We start from the raw sequence: 17,540 nt of genomic DNA, 5'->3' as shown, positions 1-17,540 counted from the left end.
TTGGCGGCGGCGATGTTTCACGTGCAACAACATCGACGTCGATCGAGGATCAGGCCAGCCTGGCCAGGTCCTCCACCACTCGCGCACCGGGCAACACGGCCAGCGCCGAGCCCGGTAGGGCGATCTTGCTGTGCCGCACACCCGATCCGATGATCACGTACGGTGCGGCCACCACCCGGGCGTCGACCAGGATCGGCCACTCTGGCGGCAACCCGATCGGGGTGATGCCGCCGTACTCCATGCCGGTCGACTCGACCGCGTCGGCCATCGGGGCGAAGCTCGCCTTGCGGACGTCGAGCGCACGCCGGGCCACGCCGTTCACGTCGGCCCGGGTGGTGGCCAGCACCACGCAGGCCGCGTACCGGACGACGCCCTCCCGCTTGCCGGCGACCACCACGCAGTTGGCCGATTCGTCGAGCCCCACCTGGTACGCGGCGCAGAATGCGGCGGTGTCGGCGAGCTCGGCGTCGATCGGCGCGACCAGCACCGCGTCGACGTCCACCGGCGCGTCGGCGGGCCACTGCGCCAGCGCGTCGGCGACCGGTGCGGCCAGCAGGTCGGGGCGATTACGGGCGGGCTCGGTGCGCAACGTTCCCATCACGGAAGCGATCGTCGCACCCGCGACGCGTGCGCTGGTCACCGAGGGCCCCGGCCAGCCGTGGAGCGACCGGCAACAGGACACGCCGGTCCCGTCGCCGGTCAGCCGTTGGTCAGGAAACCGTGCTCCTGGAGCAACGCCCGGTCCCGGGCGACGGCCATCTCCTCCGCCCGCTCCGCCTGCACGCGGCGCGCCTCGATGTCCTCCAGTGCGTGCCGGACCGCGAGCCGGATCACCCCGTAGAGGAAGACGAAGCCGCAGACGTACAGGAGACAGGTGACGACGAACGTGAGCATGAGCCGACGGTAGGACGAACGTGAACGAGAGCGACTGTCATCTTGTCGCCGTTCCCCCGTACGTGTCGGCCAGGTACTCCGCCCAGGTGCGACGACCGGTCGGGCGGGCCTCGGTGACCAGTCCACCGTCGCGCAGCTCGCGACCGAGGCGGCCGGGAAAACGCACCGGCAGCATCGGGCGGCGGGAGTTCCGCGCCTGCCGCCAGGTGCGTACCGCGTCGTCGAACCGCAGCACCTCGGGGCCGCCGTACTCCACGATGCCGTCGCGCGGACCGGCGCGCAGCAGCTCGATCAGCTTTTCCGCCACCTCACCCGGATCGACCGGCTGGGCCACCACGGCCCGGTCGGCGATCACCGGGCCGAGCTTGCTGGACATCTGCAGCAGCTCGTCGAGAAACTGCGGGAACTGGGTGGCCCGCAGCACCGTCCACGGCACCCCACCGGCGGCCACCACCTGCTCGGCGGCGAGCTTGTGCCGGTAGTACGCGTAGGGCACCCGGTCCACGCCCACGATCGATATGTAGACCAGGTGGGCCACGCCCGCACCGGCCGCCGCGGCGACCAACCGGCCGGTGCCCCGCACGTCGATCTCGTGGGTACGCCGGGTCGGCGAGGACGCCAGGTGCAGGATCGCGTCCACCCCGGCCACCGCCGCCGCGACGCCCTCGCCGGTCGCCAGGTCCGCCACCACCCATTCGACACCCGATCCGGTACGCGCCCGCCGTCTGGTGGCCCGCACCTGGAACCCCTCGGCGACCAGCCGGGGCAGCACCGCCCCGCCGAGCCGGCCGCCCGCTCCGGTGACCAGTACCCGCATCTCAGCCTCCTTCGTCGACTACCGGGACGACGGGTCGAGACCGGCGCGACGTGACAGCTGTGGGCCACCTCACCGGATCAGATCCAGCACGGTGAGTACGACGAAGAAGGCGATCACCGCCTCGCTGACCAGCCAGGCGTGGCTGTCGGCCCAGTCCCGGATCCGGGGCAGCACCGCTGCCGCCCGACGGCCGAGCAGCAGCAACGCCAGCAGCGGCAACGCCAGCAGGGTGAGGGTGAGCAGCATGAACGGCAGCAGGTGCCACCACGGCAGGCCCTGCCGGGCGGCGCTGGCACCGACCGTGAGCATGGTCAGGTCGTCGGCCGGCATGGCGAGGAAGAGCAGCAGGCCGACGCGGAGCGCGTACCGGGGAGTGGCGTGTTGGAGCCGACCCATCCAGGCGGGCGGCCCGGAGTGCCGGCGCAGGAACACCACCACCGCCAGGACGGCCAACAGCGCCAGGACGATCCAGTCGACGACCCGTTCGAACCGGCCGTCCCCGGTGTCGAGGCTGATCCGGAACAGGCGGGTGACCAGCCAGGCCAGGGTCGTACCGCCGCACACCACGATGGCCGCGCCGGCCAGGTAGCCCAGCGACGCGGCCCGGGGCCGGTCGGAGGAGGCGAAGAAGACCGCCGCCACCAACTGGGTCCCGGCGACCATGACCACGGCCAGCGGTAGGAGAGTCAGGAAGTTCATCGCGTGCCCATCCTCCCGGCTGCCTCCGCCCCGCACCCCGGATTCAGCGGATGCGCACACCCGCCGGGCTCAGGCCGCCGCGACCCGTACGCCGGGCACGACCCGACCGGCGAGCAGCGCGCCGACCAGCGCCAACCCGGCTGCTGCCGCGAGGGTCACCGCGTAACTGCCCGGGCCGGGTGCCGCGCCCGCCGCCAGCACCGCGCCCGTCAGCGCCAGCACGGCGGCTGCGGCGAGCGAGTCGCACAACTGCAACGACGAACTGTTGCGTCCCTGCTCGCCCGGGGCCGACAACTCCAGGGTCAGCACCGACAGCGACGGATACAGCAGGCCCATGCCGATCCCGGCCGCCGCCCAGCCGCACACGCCCACCCCGACCGGCACGGCGGGCAGCACCGTGAGGCCCACCACCGCGACACCGAGGGTGATGCAGGTCAGCCCGGCTCTCGGCAGGGTGGCCCGGCTGCGGGGCGCGCGGACCCGGCCCTGTAGCCACGACCCGAACGACCACGCGACCGCCCCGGTGGTCAGCACCAGGCCGGCTGCGGTGGGCGAGAATCCGCGTTCGCGGGACAGCATCAGCGGGATCACCACCTCCGCGCCGACGAACGCGCCGGAGGCCAACCCGCGCAGGCCGACCACGGTGGGTAGACCCCGTCCGGCCCGGAGGAATCCGCCGGGCAGCAGTCGCGGAGCGCAGACCAGCAGACCGACCATGGCCGACCCGACCAACGCCACGGCGGTGACGCCGCGCTGCTGACCCCCGATGTGCAGCAGTGCGGCGCTCACCCCCGCCCCGCACGCCCAGCCGATCCGCCTCAGCGGACCGAACGCGTCGCGCGGCGACCGCACCGGCCCGTCGACGCCGGTAACCGGCCCGTCCGGTGACGGGCCCGCTTTGGTCGACGGGCCCGCTTTGGTCGACGGGCCCGCGCCGATCGACCGCAGGCCGGGATGGACCAGCAGCACCGCCGGCACCGCCACCACCGGCACCGCCAGGAAGACCCACCGCCAGCCGACGTACTCCACCACCAGGCCCGCCAGCAACGGCCCCACCAGCGACGGCACCACCCACGCGGCGGCGAACGCGGCGAAGATCCGCCGGTGCAGGTGCTCCGGGTACGCCTTCGCGACGATCACGTACAACGCGACCGACAGCAGACCGGAGCCGAATCCCTGCACGATCCGGCCCACCACCAGCGTGCCCATCGTGATCGCGCTCCCGGCGAGCAGCAGCCCGACGACGAAGCCGCCGAGACCGGACCACATCGGCAGGCGTGGTCCCCGGGCATCGCACCAGATGCCGGAGATCACCATCGCCACCACGCCCGCCGCGAACGGGCCGCCGAAGGCGATCCCGTACAGGGCCAGGCCGTCCAGGGCACGGGCCACGGTCGGCATGGCGGTGCCCACCGCCAGCGCCTCGAAGGCCAGCAACGAGACCAGCGCCACGCTGCCCACAGTCATCGCCCGCAGCCGAGCGGCGAAGATCGTTTCGTCCCTCGCCGAAGCTGGAGCCGGGGTCACATCCGGCGTCGAGGCGATGGCGGTCACCGGACGTCCTCATGGCAGGCCGGGACACCGACGGAACGCCGGAGCGACACGATGGGCATGTCGGTGAGCATGCGACCTAGACCCAGGTTCAGGTCAAGGGTGACGCCGCTAACCGTCAGGCCGACTCCAGTGCCTCCCCGATGCCCTTCGCCAGCCCTGACAGGTGCTGATCAGCGAGCAGGTGCCCGGCGGTGATCACCAGCGCCAGCGGCCACTCGATCACCTGGAGCGCGGTGAGCACCCCGATTCCCGCGTAGTAGGCGAGCTTGTCCGGCGGTGGTACGGCCACCATGCCGAGCCACGGGATCTCCACCCGGTGGGTGAACGCCCGCAGCGTCTCCTCCGTCCCGCTGAGTTCTCGTGTCAACGCACTCATCTCGGCCTCCCCGTGGACGACGACGCGCACCCCGGATTCCACCGTCGAGGCCGTCCATGCCCGCCGAGCCGAGAAACTTCCCCGCCCCGACGGGCATAAGGGACGCCCCGCCGGGAAGCCAGGCCGCCGGGCCCGACCGGTAGGAGGCTAGATGCGGCGACCCGTGTCCGTACCGCCGCTGGTGGGCGACGCCTCACGTAGCGTCGGTGCCGCCGCCACCCGGCTGGCCCGGGCCGTCGGGCTGTCCAGCCGTCGGGTGTGGTCCCGGCCGGGACGCCACCACATCGAGGTGCACGGCGTCTGCCAGGACGGCGGCGACACGCTGGCCCGGCAGGTCGAGGCGGCCCTGGAGCGGATGCCCGGCGTGCTCTGGGCCCGGGTCAACGCCCCCTCCGGACGGGTGGTCGTCGCCGTCGACACACCGGGGCCGAAGGTACGCCACCTGATCGCCGCCGTCGCCCGGGTCGAACGCACCTGCCCGCACGAGCCCGACCCGGAGATCCCGCCCCCGCATCCGCCCGAGGAAGGACCGCGTACCGCCCGTACCCTCGGGGCGCTCGCCTCCGACGCGCTCGGCCTGACCATCTCCGCGGCCACCCGGATCCTGCCCGTGACACCGGTGCCCGCCGAGGTGTCCGGCCTGCTCAGTGCCATCGACCTGCACCCGAAGCTGCACGCCCTCGCCGGTTTCGGCCTGCGCCGCGACCCCCGGGCCGAGGTCATCTTCCCGCTCGCCGAAGCGGTGGTGCAGGGCCTCACCGGCGGCTGGACGGGCATCGTGCTGGACGGCGCCCAACGCATCGTGCAGTGGGGCGAAGGGCTCGCCCAACTGCACGCCTGGGAGAAGGCCGAACCCCGCCTCACCGGAGAGCCGGACCGGGCGGTGGCCCGCTCGCCCGTCGGCGAACGTCCCTGCCCGAAACCGGACGGCGCCCCGGAGCGGTACGTCACCCGGATGCTCGGCACCGGCGCGGCGGCCTTCGCCGCCGCCACACCCGTCGTCGGTCCGAAACGCGCCGCCGCGCTGGGGCTCTCCGCGCTACCCAAGGCACCCGGCAGCGGTCGCGAGGGGTACGCCGCCCAACTCGGCCGCATCCTCGCCAGGCGGGGCGTCATCGCGATGGACCGCAGCGTGCTGCGCGAACTCGACCGGATCGACACGCTGGTCCTCGACGCCCGGGTGCTCGGCTCCGACCGGGGCGTCCTGGCCGACCTGGCCCCGCTACCCGGCGCCGACACCTCCCAGGTCGCGGCACGGGCCTTCGCCCTGTTCACGCCGACAGCGCCGACCGACGTCCGCCGACTCGACGGATGGCGACTCGGCCCGCTCGACCGCCTCGACGTCCACGATCCCGGCGACACCGACGACAGCCGCCGACTCCGCGAACGCGGCGGCACCCTGCTCGGGCTGGCCCAGGGCGACACCCTCGCGTCCGTACTGCGGGTGGAACCGGAACCCGCGCCCGGCGTCGACACCCTGCCCACCGTCACCCGACAGGCCGGCCTGCGGCTCGTGGTGGCCGGTGACGACACCGAACGGTACGCCTCCGCCGACGCGCTCCTGCCCGGCGGCGACCGGCTGGCCGAATCGATCCGCACCCTGCAACGCGAGGGAGCGGTGGTGATGCTCGTCTCCGGCGACCGCGCGGCGCTCGCCGCGGCGGACTGCGGCCTGGGCGTCGCCGACCCGGAAGCCACCCCGCCCTGGGGAGCACACCTGCTGGTCGGCACCGACCTGCGATCGGTCGCACTGATCATCGAGGCAGCCGGGGTGGCCCGCCGGATGACCAGCCAGAACATGCGCATCGGGCTGGCCGGCAGCGGGCTCGGCGCACTCGCGGCCTTCACCGCCGACCCCGCGCTGCTGCCCGGCCGCAGCCTCGCCTCGGTCAACGGAGCGGCGGCACTGGCCTTCGCGCACGGCATGTGGCGCGCCGGCCGCCTCTCCGCCCGCACCGAGTCGACGGCCCCGGCGCTCACCGCCTGGCACCTGATGCCGGTGCCGACCGTCCTCGACCAGCTCGGAAGCGAACGCGGCGGACTGACCGACACCGAGGCCGAGCGTCGACGCGCCGCCGGGCCGGGCGAGACCTCCGGTCCCGGCGGGCTGCTGCGGGCCTTCGTCGACGAGCTGGCCAACCCGCTCACGCCGGTGCTCGCCGCCGGGGCGGTCCTCTCCGCCAGTTTCGGCTCGCTCGTCGACGCCGCCCTGGTCGGTGGCGTGGTCGGTGCGTCCGCGCTGGTCGGCGCCGTGCACCAGCGCAACACCGAGAAGTCGTTGGCCGCGCTGCTGTCCCGCGCGGCCGTCACCGCCCGGGTCCGCCGCGACGGCACGGACCGGGTGATCCCGGCCGAGGACCTCGTGGCGGGCGACGTGATCGTGCTCGAATCCGGCGACGCCGTACCCGCCGACTGCCGGGTGCTGGACAGCGTCGGGCTGGAGACCGACGAGTCCTCGCTGACCGGTGAGTCGCTGCCGGTCGCCAAGACCGACCAGCCGGTGGTGGCCGCCGCCGTCGCCGACCGCCGGTCGATGCTCTACGAGGGCACCACCATCGCCGCCGGACGTGGCGTCGCCGTCGTGGTCGCCACCGGCACCGACACCGAGGCCGGGCGCAGTCTCGCCCTCGCCCGACAGGCCCCACCCGCCAGCGGCGTCGAGGCCCGGCTCGGACGACTGACCCGGGCCGCGATCCCGCTGGCCGCCGGGTCGGCCGTGGCCGTCGTCGGTGCCGGGTTGCTGCGCGGCGTACCCCTGGCACAGACCGCCGCCACCGCCGCGAACCTTGCCGTCGCCTCCGTGCCGGAAGGACTGCCCTTCCTGGTCAGCGCCGCCCAACTGGCCGCCGCCCGGCGGCTCGCCGAGCACGGCGCGTTGGTCCGCAACCCGCGCACCATCGAGGCGCTCGGCCGGGTCGACGTCCTCTGCTTCGACAAGACCGGCACCCTCACCGAGGGCCACCTGCTGCTCGCGGGCGTCGGAGACGCCGACGGGTACGCCCCGGCGGACCAGATCGACGACCGGCTCCGGCAGATCCTCGCCACCGCGCTGCGCGCCACCCCCGCCGCCGACGACCCCGAGGAGCTGTCCATGCAGACCGACCGCGCGGTCCTGCGCGGTGCCACCTCCGCAGGCGTCCCCGAGCAGTACGCGGCACCGGGCTGGCGAGCCGTCGGCGGCCTTCCCTTCGAGCCGTCCCGGGGCTACCACGCCACGGTCGGCGAGACCGAGGGGCGGATGCTGCTCAGCGTGAAGGGCGCGCCGGAGAGCGTGCTGCCCCGCTGTGCCGCCCGCCGCACCGACGGCCGCGACGAACCGCTCGACGACGCGGGCCGGGCCCACCTGCACCGCCTGCTCGGTGAGCGCGCCGGAGCCGGACACCGCATCCTGGCCGTCGCCGAATGCGTGGTCGACGACCCCGACCTCACCGACGACGACGTACGCGGCCTGGTCTTCACCGGATTCCTGGCGATCGCCGACGGGGTCCGCGACAGCGCCGCCCCCGCCGTGCGCCGGATCCGGCAGGCCGGTGTGCACACCATCATGATCACCGGTGACCATCCGGCGACCGCCGAAGCCATCGCCGCCACCATCAGCGCGGGCGACGCCCAGCGGGTGGTCACCGCCACCGAACTCGACGCCCTCGACGACGACGCCCTCGCCGCCCGGCTCGCCGCCACCGACGTGGTGGCCCGCTGCACCCCCGCCCACAAGGTGCGGATCATCCAGGCGTTGCAGAAGTGCGGCCGGACCGTCGCGATGACCGGCGACGGCGCCAACGACGCACCCGCCATCCGGCTGGCCGACGTCGGCATCGCCCTCGGCCAACGGGGCACCCCGGCGGCCCGCGCCGCCGCCGACCTGGTGGTCACCGACGACCGGCTGGAGACCATCATCGCCACCCTGGTCGAGGGCCGGGCGATGTGGTCATCGGTCCGCCACGCGCTGAGCATCCTGGTCGGCGGCAACCTCGGTGAGATCGCGTTCAGCGTGCTGACCGCCGCCGCCACCGGTCAGGCCGCACTCAACGGACGCCAACTGCTGCTGGTCAACCTGCTCACCGACATGGCACCCGCCCTGGCCATCGCCGTCCGCCCACCCGGCGACGGCGACCACACCGACGGGCTGCTCCGCGAGGGCCCCGACAGCTCCCTCGGCGAGACCATGACCCGCGAGATCGGGCTGCGTGCCGCCGCCACCACCCTCGGCGCGACCGCCGGCTGGACGCTGGCCCGCTACACCGGCAGCCGCCGGCGCGCCGGCACCGTCGCCCTGGTCTCCCTGGTCGGCACCCAACTCGGTCAGACCGTCCTGGCCGGTGGCACCAGCCCGTCCGTACTCGCCTCCACCGCCGCCTCGGTCGGCGTCCTGGCCGTCGTGGTGCAGACCCCCGGCGTCAGCCAGTTCTTCGGGTGCACCCCGCTCGGACCGGTCGGCTGGACCATCGCGACCGGCTCCGCACTCGGCGCCACCTTCGCCAACGGCGCCCTCACCAAGCTGGTCGCCCGCCTACCCCAGGCCGACGGCGCTCACGCTCAGGCCGGCAGCTCTCACGCTGAGGCCGACGGCGCGCGGACCGACGGCGCGAAGGCTGACGGCGCACGGGCCGAGGGTGCACAGACTGATAGCGCTAGGTCCGACGGTTCGTCACCGAGCCCGGCGTCGGCGGACGGTCGGGCCGCCCGGGTCGGTTCCGGCCCGCAGGAGTCGTGACCGTCAGCCGGCGGGATGCCAGGTGGCGGCGGCGCGACGCAGTCGGTCGTTGACCGCCCGCCCCACCCCGCGCTCCGGCACCGGCTCGGCGACGATCTCGGTGACCCCGGCGGCGTCCAACCGGTGCAGTGCCTCGAAGAGCCGCGCCGCCGCCTCGGTCAGGTCACCGGCGGTCGAGAGCACCTCCACCGCCGCCCAGCCGCCCGCCGGCCGATCCCGGAACGCCAGGTAGCCACGCCGAACCCCGTCCTCGACAGGCGGTGCCCCCACGTCCCGCAGACGCAGCGGCGTACGCGGCGCGTAGTGCGCGGCCAACGTGCCCGGCGCGACCGGCTGCCCCGAACTGCCCTGACGCACCGTCACCGGGCCGGTGAACCTCTCCACCTCCTCGACCGGCAACGCGCCCAGACGCAGCACCACCGGACGGTCCCCGCGAGCGTCCACGATCGTCGACTCGATCCCGCACCGGGTCGGCCCACCGTCGAGCACCACGTCCACCGCGCCACCCAGTCCGCGTACCACGTGCTCCGCCCGGGTCGGACTGAGCTGCCCGAACCGGTTGGCACTCGGCGCCGCCACCGGCACCCCCGCCGTGGCGATCAGCTGGCGCGCGTACTCGTTGTCCGGCACCCGCACCGCCATCGTCGCCAACCCGGAGGTGACGATCGGCGGGATCGCCTCCGGGCGGTCCACGATCAGCGTCAACGGCCCCGGCCAGAACCGCTCCGCCAACGCCGCCACGCCCGCCGGGACCACCCCCACCAGCGCCTCCAGGTCAGCGGCGTCGGCAAGGTGGGTGATCAACGGATCGAAGCTGGGCCGCGCCTTCGCCTCGAAGATCCGGGCCGCCGCCCGCGCGTCCAACGCGTTCGCCCCCAGGCCGTAGACGGTCTCGGTGGGAAAGGCCACCAATCCGCCGGTACGCAGCACCGAGGCGGCCTCGGTCAGGTCACCCTCGGCGGGCAGGACGCGCGGAGATCCAGTGCTCACACCGTCGACGCTAGCCTGCGTCCGACGCCTGCCCCGACATGCCCCGACTCCCCCCGAGAAATCGGCAACGTACGCAGTGAGCGGCACCGCCCCCGGTCCCGTACCGCCGACCAAGGCGGAGTGCGCGGAGCGTCTATCGCTGGGCCGCGTGTTGCGGGATCGGGTGGTCGCGCCGTTGCTGTTCCACGCGGGTGCGGTTCGAGCCTGTCACCGACGCCGAGCGTCGGGGTATCGCTGCTACCCAAACTGCGACGATATCGTGTAGCGTTGATAACATGAGCGACAGTCCTTCGACCCGAGCGGTCGAGAGTGATGTCCGCACGAGGCTGATGCGTGCCGCAGAGCTTCTGCTGGCCTCGTCGAAAGATGGCCAGATCTCCACGCGCGAGATCTGCGCGCGGGCGGGCGTCACCGCCCCGACTCTTTACCATCATTTCGCGGACAAGGACGCGCTGCTGGATGCGGCGGTGTTGGAGGGTTTCAACGCCTATCTCGCAAGAAAGCATGCCGTCGGGTGGAGCGGTGATGTGCTCGATGACTTCCGTGCGGGATGGGACATGCATGTGTCCTTTGGCTGCGAGCATCCTGCCCACTACCGGTTGATGTTCGGCAATCCCCAGGCTGAGCAGACCGTTCCCGCGGCGTTGGTGGCGCAGGAAGAGCTCGCCCGCCAGGTCACCGAATGGGGTGTGGGCGGTTATCTCAAGGTCCCCGTCGAGGTCGCGACGCAGACGATGTCGGCTGCCGCGATCGGGGTGGTGTTGCAGCTGATCGCCCTACAGGCCGACAGCACGCACCCGATCTCGACGAACGTTCGCGACACCGTCGCCCACGCACTGTTCCATCCTCAGAACGCGCGCGACGAGGTCGCCGCAGGCACGTCACGGCCCGCCCGCCTTCTCCTCGACGCGTTGCCGCCGGATTTCCTGGGGCCCTTGCGTGCGACGGAAGTCGCGCTGCTGCGCGAATGGCTCACCTCCCTCACAGACAACCCGCCACAGCGAAGGACACACACATGACCGAGAGAGCCGACGGCGGAAGATCACAGAGGTACGAGGGCAAGCAAGCGATAGTCACCGGAGGTACCCGTGGCATTGGAGAGGCCGCCGTCCGCCGACTCGCCGCCGCGGGGATGAGCGTGGTCATGGTCGGTCGTAGCGACGCAACGCTGCGACAGGCCGCCGACAGGATCCGGGCGACGGTTCCGGACGCCGACCTTCGCCTGGAGAGCGCGGACCTGTCGCTGATCCGGGAGGTCCGCACACTGGCCGACCGACTCGCTGACAGCACGTCACCCAGTGTGGTGATCAACAACGCCGCAATAACCGCCGACATCGGCACTCGCACCGACGAGGGCATCCAACTCACCCTGGCCACCAACCACCTGGCGCCCTACGTGCTGATGCGAACCCTCGTCGAGTCCGTCAAGGAGCGCCCCGCCCGGTTCGTCGTGGTCGGCGCAAGCCCCACCGTGCTGAGGTCCTACCCGGTGGACCTGGATGATCTGCACACACAGAACGCCCGGGCGCTCGGTCGCTTCTCCAGCTTTCGCCCCTTCGCCGCCTATGCACGCACCAAGAACATGAACACGATGTTCGTCTACAGCCTGGCGAGACGGGTGGCGGACAGTGGCATCACCGTCAACGGAGCCCACCCCGGGATCATCGCCCAGACCGGCCTCTCCCGTGACGCGCGCGGACTGGGCAAGATGCTGGACACGATGGTGAACCTCAACCCCTTGCGGAAGACACCCGACCAGGGAGCCGACAACCCGGTATGGGTCGCGACCGATCCCGGCCTGGACGGCGTGAACGGACGCTTCTTCGTGGACCGCAAACAGGTCACCACGCCCGACCACACGCTCTCCGTCGAACGCTGCGAGGCCCTCTGGGAGCGCAGCGCGGAACTGGTCGGCATGCAGCCATAGACATGGTGCTGACAGCCGACAACCGCCGCGTACAGAACCCCCGGTTGAAGTGTCGACCGCGGTCGGCGTCAACCGGGGTTCTTCGTCGCCCACCGGAAGGGCCTGACGACTCGTTACAGGGGCTTGGCTGTACGAATGGCTGTACTCGGACCGAGATCAACCAAGGAAAGTGCTGGTGGAGCCCAGGGGACTCGAACCCCTAACCCCTGCCTTGCAAAGGCAGTGCTCTGCCAGTTGAGCTAGGGCCCCGTACGCGGGCTGAGGCGCCCGCCGATCGGAACGGTGACGATCAGCGCAGGTCCGGGGAGGTGGTGGCCTCGTGCCAGAGCGCGCGCTCGTCGTTCGCTTCCTTGATCTTCTTGGCCACCACGGCGGCCACACCGACGACGCCGGCCAGGATCAACAGCTTCTTGAACATGGGGCCTGCCCCTTACGCTCGACGCACCGTCGGACCATTGCGGTGGGGCTAGCTGGAATCGAACCAGCGACCTCAGAGTTATCAGCTCTGCGCTCTAACCGACTGAGCTATAGCCCCGCGTAGCGACGAGCAAGGTTAACCCATCCGCTCACGCCGCCCCAAATCGGGGTGGACCCTCGGGACTGCCCGACACCGTCGTCCTCGAAACTACCCGAGAGCCGGTGGTGAGCCCACCGAGATACCCCGGACGCCCCGGGTCGGGGCCGGAAACGGCGACCGGGCCGGCCGCGAGGAGCGGCCGGCCCGGAGGCGATGTTCCCGAGGTGTCAGTCGCGCTCGGCGAGCGTCAACTCGATGCCACCGACCAGGTCGGCGCAGACGTTGTAGACGAACGCCCCGAGTGTGGCCAGCGCGGTGAACAGGACGACGTTGACCAGACCGATCAGCGCCGAACTGAAGATCACGCCACGTGCGGTGATCTGGAAACCGCTGGTGCCCTGCCCACCACCCGCGTTGACCAGGTCACCCAGGCTGTCGTTCACGCTGGTGAAGACGCCCATCGCGTCCAGCGCGAGGTAGAGCACCGAGGTCGCGACAACGATGACGATGAACAGCACCACTGACACGGCGAACGCGAACTTCATCACGGACCAGGGGTCGATCCGCTTGAGGTTCAGCCGGGCCCGACGCGGTCCGCGCGACGCGGCCGAACTGACCGAGGTACGCGCGGCGCGTACCGCCTCGCCCACCCGCGCGGCACCGACGGCCGACGAGCCGACTCCCGGGGGCAGGCCACCTCCGTTAGCCGGGCGACCCGCACCGAGCGGACGGTTGGCGTCCGGCTTCGGGCCGAGACCGGTGATCCGTGGCTGGGTACCTGTCGTGCCGGTACTCATCGCCGGCAGCACGCCGGTGGTGCCCGGCGAGGGCTGACCCGGGCGAGGTCCGCTCTTCGTCGGGGTCGACGGCTTGCCGGCGGCGCTGGCGGCAGCTGTCGGTGTGCCCGGGGAGACGGCGGCCTCGGCACCCGGCTTGTCGCCGGACGCCTCGGCGTCCTTCTCGTCTGTGGGCTTGTCGGGCGGCGGAGCCATACCGGGTGCCCGGGTGAACTTCGGGGCAGGCGCGTCGGCGGGAACGGTCGCCCGGCCCACGGCCGCGCGGCCGGTCGCTGGCGTGCCGGTCTTCGCGGCATCCTCGTCGACCGGGTTGGCCGAGGTCCCCGCGTTCCCCGACTTCGCCTGTGTCTCCGTCATTCAACTAGTCCTGTTCGTCAGGCTCGTCGGCATTGCGAGCAATCGCCACGATAGTCACGCCATCCGGGAGGTCCATCAGCTTGACCCCCATTGTGTTCCGGTCGCGTGTACGGCGTACAGGCTTCACCGGAGTCCGGATAACGCCACCGTTGCTGGTGATGGCAAACAGCTCGTCGTCCGGGTCGATCACGACGGCACCGACCAGACCACCGCGCCGTTCGGTGATCTTCGCAGTCAGTACGCCCTTACCTCCCCGGCCCTGGACCGGGTATTCCTCGATCGGGGTACGTTTCGCGTATCCCCCGTTCGTGGCGACGAGTACGTCCAGCCCCTCGCGGACCACCTCCATGGCCAGCAGCTCGTCCTCGTCGCTGAAGCGCATGCCGATCACACCCGACGTGGCCCGGCCCATCGGCCGCAGCGCGTCGTCCGTCGCGTTGAACCGGATGGCCTGGGCGTTCTTGGAGACCAGCAGCAGATCCTCGCCGGGGTCGACCAGCGCAGCACCGACCAGCTCGTCCTCATCGCGCAGGTTGATCGCGATGATGCCGCCGGACCGGTTGGAGTCGAACTCCTCAAGCCGCGTCTTCTTCACCAGGCCGTTCTTCGTCGCCAGGACCAGGTAGGGCGCCACCTGGTAATTCGGAATCTCGATGATCTGTGCGATCTGCTCGTCTGGTTGGAACGCCAGCAAGTTGGCCACGTGCTGGCCCTTGGCCACCCTACTGGCCTCCGGAAGCTCGTACGCCTTGGCCCGGTACACGCGCCCCTTGTTGGTGAAGAACAGCATCCAGTCGTGCGTCGAGCATACGAAGAAGTGGCTGACGATGTCGTCCTGCCGCAACGTGGCACCGCTGACACCCTTGCCGCCGCGCCGCTGCGAGCGGTAGAGATCCACCTTCGTCCGCTTGGCGTACCCGGTGCGGGTGATGGTGACCACCACGTCCTCGCGGGCGATGAGGTCCTCCATCGAGACCTCGCCGTCGAAGGGGATGATCTGGGTACGCCGGTCGTCGCCCCACTTCGCGACGATCTCGCCCAGCTCCTCCGAGACGATCCGCCGCTGCCGCTCCGGCTTGGCCAGGATGTCCTTGAGGTCGGCGATCTCCAGTTCCAGCTTGGCCAGGTCATCGAGGATCCGCTGCCGCTCCAGCGCGGCGAGGCGGCGCAGCTGCATGTCCAGGATCGCGGTCGCCTGGATCTCGTCGATCTCCAGCAGCCGGATCAGGCCCTGCCGGGCGTCCTCGACCGTGGGCGAACGCCGGATCAGGGCGATCACCTCGTCCAGGGCGTCCAGCGCCTTGGAGAGACCCCGCAGGATGTGCGCCCGCTCCTCGGCCTTGCGCAGCCGGAATGCCGTCCGTCGCCGGATCACCTCGATCTGGTGCTCGACGTAGTAGCGGATGAACTGCGCCAGGTTCAGCGTGCGCGGCACCCCGTCGACCAGCGCCAGCATGTTCGCGCCGAAGGTCTCCTGAAGCTGGGTGTGCTTGTAGAGGTTGTTCAGCACCACCTTCGCGACCGCGTCGCGCTTGAGCACCAGCACGATCCGCATACCGGTACGCCCGGAGGACTCGTCCCGGATGTCGGCGATCCCGCCGAGCTTGCCCTCCTTGATCAGCTCGGCGATCCGCTCGGCCAGGTTGTCCGGGTTCACCTGGTACGGCAGCTCGCTGACCACCAGCGCCGGCCGACCGCGCTTGTCCTCCTCGACCTCGACCACCGCGCGCATCCGGATCGAGCCCCGACCGGTGCGGTACGCGTCCTGGATGGCGGACTGGCCGACGATCAGACCGTGGGTGGGGAAGTCCGGACCCTTGACGATCTCCAGCAGCGCTTCCAGCGTGGTGGCCTCGTCCGCCTCCGGGTTCTCCAGGCACCACTGCACCGCCGCACCGATCTCCCGCAGGTTGTGCGGCGGGATCTTCGTGGCCATGCCGACCGCGATGCCCTCGGAGCCGTTGATCAGCAGGTTCGGGATCCGCGACGGCAGGATGGTGGGCTCCTTGGCCCGGCCGTCGTAGTTGTCCTGGAGGTCGACGGTGTCCTCGTCGATGTCCCGCAGCATCTCCATGGCGAGCGGGTCGAGCTTGCACTCGGTGTTGTGGCTGACGAACCCGTCGGAGACGAACGAGTGGTCGTCGGTGTCCACCCGGATGCTGTAGACCGGCTGCACACCCGCGTCGGTGACCCCGGCCACCTCGGCGTAGTAGAAGCGACCGTCCACCAACGGCTCGACCACGTCGAGCACCTCGGACTCGGTGATCCGGGCGGCGATCTCGTCGCGATCGCGCTCCCAGCGCTCGATCCGGTCCACGTTGTGCCGGCGCAGCCAGTCCCGCTCGGTCCAGCGGCTGGCGCCGTGCTCCCGGATGAAGTCACCGACCAGCGGCACGTGGTCGCTGGAGAGCGCCGTGCTGCTCGCCGGGACCGAGGCCAACTCCGACTCCAGCTTGGCCTGCTTGCGGCCGAGGAAGCCGACCTGGGCGGCGAAGATCCGCGCGTCCCGGCGGTTGGTCACCACGACCTTGATCTCGCCATTGTCGTACCGGCACTGGCGGCTGACGACGCCGAACTCCAGCAGCAACTGCTGCACCTCGCGGGCGAGCCGCTCGCTGCGCGTGGAGTACGAGATCTGGATGGTGTTGCGCGGCAGCAGCGACGAGGAACCGTCGCCCTCGAACAGCGCCTGGAGGAAGGCCCGCTTGATTGCCGCTGGCCCCTGCCAGACGAACTCCGGCACGAACTTGTCGGCGCTGCGCGCACCGACCATCTCACCGAGGACGCTGGCCCGGAGCGCGGAAAGGTCCTGGATGTCGAGTTCGTGCAGGACGCTCCCGGACGCGATCACCCGCTCGCTGACGTACCGACGACCGCCGACAGCGAGGTCGTACGCCGCCAGGACGCGGACGAAGAACTCGCGGTCGACGTTGTTGAAGCCCGCGCGGGTCTCGGAGACCCAGCCCTCGCTGACGAAGGCACCCGCGAGGACGGCGGCCTCGACGTGCTCCAGCATCGGGTAGCCGATCTCGTCCGGCACACTGCGCTGAAGGACCACCCGGTCGCCTTGCGAGATCTCGGCGAGCAGCTTCCAGAGCAGGGTCGGCACGCCGGCCACGTCCACCAGGCAGAGCACCGGGTGGTTGTGGGTGCCGGTCAGCTCGTACCCCTCGCGGGTGCGCAGCCGTAGCGTCGGGTGCTCGCCGGAGTGGAAGAACGCCGAGGCGCGGACCAGGTCGCCGTTGCGGTCGCGAACCTTGAGGTCGATGTCGCTCTCGCTGCTCGACGCCGCGCCCGGCACCACGTCACCGATCCGCACGCTGCCACTGGCGGCACGAATACGGACATCTGCGGTCAGACAATAACGCATAGCCGCAGCAGGGTCGTTTCCGGGCGAACCGAAGTTGCCGTTGCCGTCCACCAGCGGGTAGCGCAGCGACCAGGGCTGGGCCATCCGGACCAGGGCGTCGTAGATGGCCGAGTCCCCGTGCGGGTGGAACTGGCCCATCACGTCGCCGACGACGCGCGAACACTTGACGTAACCACGGTCCGGTCGGTAGCCCGAGTCGAACATGGCGTAGAGGATCTTGCGGTGGACCGGCTTGAGCCCGTCCCGGACGTCCGGCAGCGCCCGCCCGACGATGACGCTCATCGCGTAGTCGAGGTAGGAGCGCTGCATCTCCACCTCGAGCCCGACCGGCTCGATGCGGTCGTGGGCGACCACGGCAGCCGGCGCCTCGGGGACCTCGGGCTCGTTCGGTGTGGACTCGGGGGAATCGGTCACTGTTAACCCTTATCAGACTGAGAGTCGTTTTTGTGCCTGTGGATAACTGCTGTGGATAGCGGCCAAGTTGTGGATAACTCTGTGGACCGGCCTGCCGGACCGGAGTCCCGACCC

The 17,540-nt window shown here is 71.3% G+C and carries 13 protein-coding genes and 2 tRNA genes; 3 read left to right on the top strand and 12 right to left on the bottom strand.

Annotated elements, in window-relative coordinates:
• Positions 1–49 precede the first annotated feature (49 nt).
• The 6 genes from HUT12_RS00070 to HUT12_RS00045 form a co-directional block, all read right to left on the bottom strand.
• Positions 50–598: a YbaK/EbsC family protein gene (locus HUT12_RS00070; RefSeq protein ID WP_131052551.1), complete on the bottom strand. Its 549-nt coding sequence runs from the start codon at positions 596–598 to the stop codon at positions 50–52.
• Positions 599–699: 101 nt separating this feature from the next.
• Positions 700–894 (bottom strand): hypothetical protein, encoded by a 195-nt coding sequence (locus HUT12_RS00065; protein ID WP_131052533.1) that lies wholly within the window; start codon positions 892–894, stop codon positions 700–702.
• A 37-nt stretch (positions 895–931) separates the two neighbouring features.
• On the bottom strand, positions 932–1,711 hold the full coding sequence (locus HUT12_RS00060) for an SDR family oxidoreductase (protein ID WP_176092187.1): 780 nt from the start codon (positions 1,709–1,711) through the stop codon (positions 932–934).
• A 69-nt stretch (positions 1,712–1,780) separates the two neighbouring features.
• Complete coding sequence (locus tag HUT12_RS00055) at positions 1,781–2,410, bottom strand: GAP family protein (protein WP_176092186.1); 630 nt, start codon at positions 2,408–2,410, stop codon at positions 1,781–1,783.
• A 69-nt stretch (positions 2,411–2,479) separates the two neighbouring features.
• Positions 2,480–3,877 (bottom strand): MFS transporter, encoded by a 1,398-nt coding sequence (locus HUT12_RS00050; RefSeq protein ID WP_176092185.1) that lies wholly within the window; start codon positions 3,875–3,877, stop codon positions 2,480–2,482.
• Positions 3,878–4,079: 202 nt separating this feature from the next.
• Complete coding sequence (locus HUT12_RS00045) at positions 4,080–4,340, bottom strand: hypothetical protein (protein WP_131052530.1); 261 nt, start codon at positions 4,338–4,340, stop codon at positions 4,080–4,082.
• Between the two features lie 151 nt (positions 4,341–4,491).
• On the opposite strand from HUT12_RS00045, the gene HUT12_RS00040 reads away from it, so the two are divergent.
• Positions 4,492–9,054 (top strand): HAD-IC family P-type ATPase, encoded by a 4,563-nt coding sequence (locus HUT12_RS00040; RefSeq protein ID WP_176092184.1) that lies wholly within the window; start codon positions 4,492–4,494, stop codon positions 9,052–9,054.
• Between the two features lie 3 nt (positions 9,055–9,057).
• On the opposite strand, the gene HUT12_RS00035 is transcribed toward HUT12_RS00040, so the two are convergent.
• Entirely contained in the window at positions 9,058–10,020 is a 963-nt protein-coding gene (locus HUT12_RS00035; protein WP_176095603.1) for an L-threonylcarbamoyladenylate synthase, read from the bottom strand.
• Positions 10,021–10,319: 299 nt separating this feature from the next.
• Between HUT12_RS00035 and HUT12_RS00030 the strand changes: the two genes are divergently transcribed.
• Complete coding sequence (locus HUT12_RS00030) at positions 10,320–11,063, top strand: TetR/AcrR family transcriptional regulator (protein WP_176092183.1); 744 nt, start codon at positions 10,320–10,322, stop codon at positions 11,061–11,063.
• Positions 11,012–11,971 (top strand): SDR family NAD(P)-dependent oxidoreductase, encoded by a 960-nt coding sequence (locus tag HUT12_RS00025; RefSeq protein WP_368660218.1) that lies wholly within the window; start codon positions 11,012–11,014, stop codon positions 11,969–11,971. The genes HUT12_RS00030 and HUT12_RS00025 overlap by 52 nt, the downstream gene beginning before the upstream one ends.
• A 173-nt stretch (positions 11,972–12,144) precedes the next feature.
• Here HUT12_RS00025 and HUT12_RS00020 read toward each other — a convergent pair.
• The 5 genes from HUT12_RS00020 to gyrA all read right to left on the bottom strand — a co-directional run bounded on the left by HUT12_RS00020 (position 12,145) and on the right by gyrA (position 17,366).
• Positions 12,145–12,220 (bottom strand) — tRNA-Ala (locus HUT12_RS00020).
• A gap of 40 nt (positions 12,221–12,260) precedes the next feature.
• Positions 12,261–12,389, bottom strand: a complete 129-nt coding sequence (locus HUT12_RS32535; RefSeq protein WP_217705935.1) for a DLW-39 family protein — start codon at positions 12,387–12,389, stop codon at positions 12,261–12,263.
• A 43-nt stretch (positions 12,390–12,432) separates the two neighbouring features.
• A tRNA-Ile gene (locus HUT12_RS00015) sits at positions 12,433–12,506 on the bottom strand.
• A 209-nt stretch (positions 12,507–12,715) separates the two neighbouring features.
• The gene (locus HUT12_RS00010; protein WP_131053422.1) at positions 12,716–13,642 is read right to left on the bottom strand and encodes a DUF3566 domain-containing protein; all 927 of its coding nucleotides are present in this window, start codon (positions 13,640–13,642) and stop codon (positions 12,716–12,718) included.
• A 4-nt stretch (positions 13,643–13,646) separates the two neighbouring features.
• On the bottom strand, positions 13,647–17,366 hold the full coding sequence (gene gyrA / locus HUT12_RS00005; RefSeq protein ID WP_368660298.1) for an intein-containing DNA gyrase subunit A: 3,720 nt from the start codon (positions 17,364–17,366) through the stop codon (positions 13,647–13,649).
• Positions 17,367–17,540: the final 174 nt, after the last annotated feature.

Origin of the sequence: Verrucosispora sp. NA02020 (genome assembly GCF_013364215.1) — a bacterium.
Taxonomy (GTDB): domain Bacteria; phylum Actinomycetota; class Actinomycetes; order Mycobacteriales; family Micromonosporaceae; genus Micromonospora.
The sequence above is the reverse complement of the archived record's forward strand: the minus strand, read 5'-3'. Positions and strand labels throughout refer to the sequence as shown.